The organism is Burkholderia sp. Ac-20392, from assembly GCF_017104585.1.
Taxonomy (GTDB): domain Bacteria; phylum Pseudomonadota; class Gammaproteobacteria; order Burkholderiales; family Burkholderiaceae; genus Burkholderia; species Burkholderia lata.
In genome coordinates, this window is record NZ_JAAGPB010000473.1 from 1 (window position 1) to 6,352 (window position 6,352).

General features: G+C 67.3%; 6 protein-coding genes. All 6 read left to right on the top strand.

Going from position 1 to position 6,352, the window contains the following annotated elements; translation table 11 throughout:
• Window positions 1-382: 382 nt before the first annotated feature.
• Window positions 383-1,282: an acetylglutamate kinase gene (argB, locus tag G3N99_RS32315; RefSeq protein WP_006490510.1), complete on the top strand. Its 900-nt coding sequence runs from the start codon at window positions 383-385 to the stop codon at window positions 1,280-1,282.
• Window positions 1,279-2,070: a pyrimidine 5'-nucleotidase gene (locus G3N99_RS32320; protein WP_206124402.1), complete on the top strand. Its 792-nt coding sequence runs from the start codon at window positions 1,279-1,281 to the stop codon at window positions 2,068-2,070. The genes argB and G3N99_RS32320 overlap by 4 nt, the downstream gene beginning before the upstream one ends.
• Window positions 2,037-2,702, top strand: a complete 666-nt coding sequence (slmA, locus tag G3N99_RS32325) for a nucleoid occlusion factor SlmA (protein ID WP_011353547.1) — start codon at window positions 2,037-2,039, stop codon at window positions 2,700-2,702. Before G3N99_RS32320 ends, slmA begins: the two co-directional genes overlap by 34 nt.
• A 266-nt stretch (window positions 2,703-2,968) precedes the next feature.
• On the top strand, window positions 2,969-4,114 hold the full coding sequence (locus tag G3N99_RS32330; RefSeq protein WP_174937431.1) for a homoserine O-acetyltransferase: 1,146 nt from the start codon (window positions 2,969-2,971) through the stop codon (window positions 4,112-4,114).
• Window positions 4,111-4,719 (top strand): methionine biosynthesis protein MetW, encoded by a 609-nt coding sequence (gene metW / locus G3N99_RS32335; RefSeq protein WP_006755281.1) that lies wholly within the window; start codon window positions 4,111-4,113, stop codon window positions 4,717-4,719. Before G3N99_RS32330 ends, metW begins: the two co-directional genes overlap by 4 nt.
• 119 nt (window positions 4,720-4,838) lie before the next feature.
• Window positions 4,839-6,260 (top strand): AmpG family muropeptide MFS transporter, encoded by a 1,422-nt coding sequence (locus G3N99_RS32340; RefSeq protein ID WP_174937429.1) that lies wholly within the window; start codon window positions 4,839-4,841, stop codon window positions 6,258-6,260.
• Window positions 6,261-6,352 lie beyond the last annotated feature (92 nt).

Here is a 6,352-nt window from a genome sequence, read left to right on the forward strand (position 1 = left end):
TGTCGAAGCTGCGCCCGCAGTGCGGGCACCGCGCGCGGCGCGGGGTGGAACGGGCGCCGGCGGCAGAATCGGTCATGGCTGAAGCGCTCAAGCGGGCGGGAAGCCGCCCTACGCGACAAGCATAGCGCGGCGAACGGATTTTGCACGCCGGCCATTCGGCCGATGGCCATCGCGAACGCCCGCGAACCACCTCGCCTCCACCGCCCTCGCAGCGCTGCCCGTATCGCGGCGCACATCGCGCCGCGCCATAGCCGGCGGGCCGCCGCGTGCGGTGCCCGGGTCGTGCCGCCGGTGTTCCGGCCCGTCCAAAAACCCGATGCTGCGCTGCGCCACTCCTGTACAATTCGCCGTGTTTCAACCGTTCCCAGCCAGAGCCGCCGCCATGTCCGAGCCCATCGACCTCTCGCAGATCGCCCCTACGCTGAAAGCAGAAATCCTCGCCGAGGCGCTGCCGTACATCCGCCGTTACCACGGCAAGACCGTGGTCATCAAATACGGCGGCAACGCGATGACGGAAGAGCGGCTCAAGCAAGGCTTCGCGCGCGACGTGATCCTGCTGAAACTGGTCGGCATCAATCCGGTGATCGTCCACGGCGGCGGTCCGCAGATCGATCACGCACTGAAGAAGATCGGCAAGGCCGGCACCTTCATCCAGGGCATGCGCGTCACCGACGAAGAGACGATGGAAGTCGTCGAATGGGTGCTGGGCGGCGAAGTGCAGCAGGACATCGTGATGCTGATCAACCACTTCGGCGGCCACGCGGTGGGCCTGACGGGCAAGGACGGCGGCCTGATCCACGCGCGCAAGCTGCTGATGCCGGACCGCGACAACCCGGGCCAGTACATCGACATCGGCCAGGTCGGCGAAGTCGAGGCGATCAACCCGGCGGTCGTGAAAGCGCTGCAGGACGACGCATTCATCCCGGTGATCTCGCCGATCGGTTTCGGTGAAGACGGCCTGTCGTACAACATCAACGCCGACCTCGTCGCGGGCAAGCTCGCCACCGTGCTGAACGCCGAGAAGCTGCTGATGATGACCAACATCCCGGGCGTGATGGACAAGGACGGCAACCTGCTGACCGACCTGTCCGCGCGCGAGATCGATGCACTGTTCGAAGACGGCACGATCTCCGGCGGCATGCTGCCGAAGATCTCGTCGGCACTCGACGCGGCGAAGAGCGGCGTGAAGTCGGTGCACATCGTCGACGGCCGGATCGAGCACTCGGTGCTGCTGGAAATCCTGACCGAGCAGCCGTTCGGCACGATGATCCGCTCGCATTGAGAGCACGCAGCAAGACCGCCACACCCGACTTGCCGGCCCCGCTGCGGCGCCGGCGCGTGTCGCGCAGCCGGCCCCGCGCCGGCGCGCCGGTGTGGCTGTTCGATCTCGACAACACCCTTCACCACGCATCGCACGCGATCTTTCCCGAGATCAACCGCGCGATGACGCAGTACATCATCGACGCGCTGCAGGTCGAGCGCGCCGAAGCCGACCGCCTGCGCAACGGCTACACCGAGCGCTACGGCGCCGCACTCCTCGGCCTCACGCGCCATCATCCGATCGACCCGCACGACTTCCTGCGCGTGGTCCACACGTTTTCCGACCTGCCCGCGATGCTGCGCGCCGAACGCGGGCTGGCGCGCATCGTCGCCGCACTCCCGGGGCGCAAGTTCGTGCTGACCAACGCGCCGGAGAACTACGCGCGCGCGGTGCTGCGCGAGTTGCGGATCGAACGGCTGTTCGAGCGCGTGATCGCGATCGAGCACATGCGCGACCGCCGCGCGTGGCGCGCGAAGCCCGATCACACGATGCTGCGCCGGACGCTGCGCACCGCGAATGCACGCATGGCCGACGCGATCCTCGTCGAGGATACGCGCGGCCACCTGAAGCGCTACAAGCGCCTCGGCATCGGTACGGTCTGGATCACCGGCCACCTGCCCGGCCATTTGCCGACTACCGGTCGCCCGCACTATGTCGATCAACGCATTCGTTCGCTAAAATCGCTCCGACTGGGCACACGATCGGGGCGACAAAAATGCAGCCGACTTACCCGCAGGACCAAGCCGTAACGGAAAGCCAGGCCACACCCACCCGCGCCCGCCCGAAGCCGGGCGAGCGCCGCGTGATGATCCTGCAGACGCTCGCGGCGATGCTCGAGGCCCCCAAGCCCGAGAAAATCACGACGGCCGCGCTCGCGGCCCGGCTCGACGTGTCGGAAGCCGCGCTGTACCGGCACTTCACCAGCAAGGCGAAGATGTACGAGGGGTTGATCGAGTTCATCGAGCAGGCGCTGTTCGGGCTCGTGAACCAGATCGTCGCGAAGGAGCCGAACGGCGTGCAGCAGGCACGCACGATCGCGCTGACGATGCTCAACTTCGCCGCGAAGAACCCCGGCATGACTCGCGTGCTGACCGGCGAAGCGCTGGTCGGCGAGGACGAGCGGCTCACCGAGCGCGTGAACCAGCTGCTCGACCGCATCGAGGCGACCGTCAAGCAATGCCTGCGCGTCGCGCGCACGGAGGCGAACGCGCCGCCGGACGGCGCGACGCCGTTCGTGCTGCCGGCCGACTACGACCCGGCCGCCCGGGCGAGCCTACTCGTCAGCTACGTGATCGGCCGATGGCACCGCTTCGCGAAGGGCGGGTTCCAGAAACCGCCGGGCGAGCAGGCCGACGCGCATTTGCGGCTGATCCTGCAGTGAGATGGCGCGGGCGCGGCGCCCTGCCCGCACGCCCGAATCCGCGCCCCGCAATTTCCGCTATACTTTGCCGACTGTCGCCCCTCGGGCGGCAGCCAGAAACGCGCCGATTTGCTGACTCGATTGCGGGCGCGCGAACCAGCCAGGGCCTTGATTCGTCATTGTCCCGGCGGTTCACTACAAATGCGGCTAAAGAGGTCGTCAGCCGCGCATCTCCGACTCCGCGCATCGCCGACACCATTTAGCTGCCCAGTCATAAGGCGGAACGAATGGAATCGATCGGCATCGTCGCTCCACAGACCATGCACTTCGCCGAACCGCTGCGCTTGCAAAGCGGCAGCGTGATCGGCAACTATCAGCTCGTCGTCGAGACGTACGGCGAACTCAACGCCGCGCGCTCGAACGCGGTGCTCGTCTGCCACGCGCTCAACGCGTCGCACCACGTCGCCGGCGTCTACGCGGACGATCCGCGCAGCACCGGCTGGTGGGACAACATGGTCGGCCCCGGCAAGCCGCTCGACACCAACCGCTTCTTCGTGATCGGCGTGAACAACCTCGGCTCGTGCTTCGGCTCGACCGGCCCGATGAGCATCGACCCGTCGACCGGCAAACCGTACGGTGCAAGCTTTCCGGTCGTCACCGTCGAGGACTGGGTGCACGCGCAGGCGCGCGTCGCGGATGCCTTCGGCATCGAGCGCTTCGCCGCCGTGATGGGCGGCAGCCTCGGCGGGATGCAGGCGCTCGCGTGGAGCCTGATGTATCCGGAGCGCGTCGCGCACTGCATCGACATCGCGTCGACGCCGAAGCTGTCCGCGCAGAACATCGCGTTCAACGAGGTCGCGCGCTCGGCGATCCTGTCCGATCCCGACTTCCACGGCGGCGACTACTACGCGCACGGCGTGAAGCCGAAGCGCGGCCTGCGCGTCGCGCGGATGATCGGCCACATCACGTACCTGTCCGACGACGACATGGCCGAGAAATTCGGCCGTGCACTGCGCCGCGCCGACGGCGCGCTCGACGCGTACAACTTCAGCTTCGACGTCGAATTCGAGGTCGAGTCGTACCTGCGCTACCAGGGCGACAAGTTCGCCGACTACTTCGATGCGAACACCTACCTGCTGATCACACGCGCACTCGACTACTTCGACCCGGCGAAGGCGTTCGACGGCAACCTGACGGCCGCGCTCGCGCAGACGCAGGCGAAATACCTGATCGCGAGCTTCTCGACCGACTGGCGTTTCGCGCCGGCCCGCTCGCGCGAGATCGTGAAGGCGCTGCTCGACAACAAGCGTACGGTCAGCTACGCGGAAATCGATGCGCCGCACGGCCACGACGCATTCCTGCTCGACGACGCGCGCTATCACAACCTGATCCGCGCGTATTACGAACGAATCGCCAACGAGGTGGGTGCATGAACCAGCAAGCGCTGAATTCCCTGTCCGCGCGCGCGGACTTCCGCACGATCGCGCGCTGGGTCGAGCCGCGCTCGACGGTGCTCGACCTCGGTTGCGGCGACGGCTCGCTGCTCGCGCTGCTGATGGAAGAACTGGACGTGACCGGCTACGGGATCGAGCTGAACGACGCGGGCGTGCTCGCGAGCGCGAAGAACGGCATCAACGTGATCCAGCAGAACCTGGAAGACGGCCTGCGCCTGTTCGAGGACCACAGCTTCGACATCGCGATCCTGTCGCAGACGTTGCAGACGATTCACCAGACGGCCGCGATCCTGCGCGAAACCGCGCGGGTCGGGCGCGAATGCATCGTGTCGTTCCCGAATTTCGGCTACTGGCCGCACCGGCTGTCGGTGCTGAATGGCCGGATGCCGGTGTCGAAGTCGCTGCCGTACCAGTGGCACAACACGCCGAACGTCCGGGTGCTGACGATCGAGGATTTCGAGGCGCTGGCGCCCGAAGTCGGCGTGACGATCCTCGACCGCGTGGTGCTGCACGAAGGCCAACCGATTCGATGGGGAGCGAACTGGCGTGGTAGTCTTGCTGTCTACCGCGTCAAGCGCAGCTGAGCCGGGGAGCCGTTGACCGACGCCGACGGCCCGCACGCACGTGCGGCCGCGCCGCTGCGCTACCCGCGCCGCCGCCTGCGCTGTCGCCGCAATCAGTCAACGCTATCCAGTTCCAGTCCATGTCGAAAACGCCACACGAGGCGCCCGCACTCACCGCTCACGAGGATCACCCCGGCTGGCGAGCCTACCTGAACACGCACATGCTGATCTGCGTGTTCCTGGGCTTCACGTCGGGTCTGCCCCTCTTCACGCTCGTCTACCTCGTGCAGGCATGGCTGCGCTCCGAGGGCGTGAACCTGAAGGAAATCGGCCTGTTCGCGCTGATCCAGTTCCCGTATACGTGGAAGTTCCTGTGGGCGCCGCTGATGGACCGCTACGTCCCGCGCCTGCCCGGCTGGCGCCCGGGCCGCCGGCGCGGCTGGCTGCTGCTCACGCAGCTGCTGGTCGCGGGCGCGATCGCCGCGCTCGGCTTCGTGTCGCCGCGCGACTCGATCTGGACGGTCGCCGCGCTCACCACGCTCGTCGCGTTCTTCGGCGCGAGCGCCGACATCGTGATCGACGCCTACCGCCGCGAGCTGCTGCGCGATACCGAGCAGGGCCTCGGCAACGCCATCCACGTGAACGCGTACAAGCTGGCCGCGCTGATCCCCGGCTCGCTGGCGCTGATCCTGTCCGACCACCTGCCGTGGGACGTCGTGTTCGCGATCACCGGCGCGTTCATGCTGCCGGGCATCCTGATGACGCTCGTCGTGCGCGAGCCCGAAGTGGTCGGCACGCCGCCGCGCAACCTGCGCGACGCGATCGTGCTGCCGTTCCGCGAATTCATCCAGCGCGACGGCTGGGCCGGCGCGCTGCTCGTCATCGCGTTCATCTTCCTGTTCAAGATCGGCGACACGATGGCCACCACGCTGTCGACGTCGTTCTTCCTCGACATCGGCTTCTCCCGCACCGAGATCGGCATCGTCGCGAAAACCACCGCGCTCGTCGCGAGCGTCGCCGGCGGCATCATCGGCGGCGTCTGGCTCGTGAAGATCGGCATCGGCCGCGGGCTGTGGATCTTCGGCGCGCTGCAGATGGTGTCGACGCTCGGCTTCGCGTGGCTCGCGCAGCTCGGCCCCGGTTCGCCGGTGCTCGCGATGCTCTATGACTTCACCGTGTCGACGAGCCATGCGATCGCGTCGGCGCTGTCGGTGTTCGGCATTGCCGTCACGCCGCAATTCAGCCCGATGACCGTCGCGCTCGCGATCGTCTACGGCGCCGAAACCTTCACCACCGGCCTGACGATGGCCGCGTTCGTCGCATACATCGCGAGCACGACCGACCCGCGTTATACGGCCACGCAGTTCGCGCTGTTCACGAGCCTCGCGTCGGTGCCGCGCACGCTCGCGTCGGCCGCGAGCGGCTTCATCGTCGCGAAGATCGGCTGGTTCGACTACTTCATCGTGTGCACCGCGCTCGCGATTCCCGGCATGCTGCTGCTGTTCAAGATCGCGCCGTGGAACGGGACTGCACGCAACGGCGAGGCCAGCCGTGCGCAGTAACGGCCTGCACCGCCTCGCGCGCGTTGCGGCTTCGTTGAGCGTCGGCGCCGCGGCACTCGCCGCGGGGTTCGCCCATGCGACCGACGCCGGCG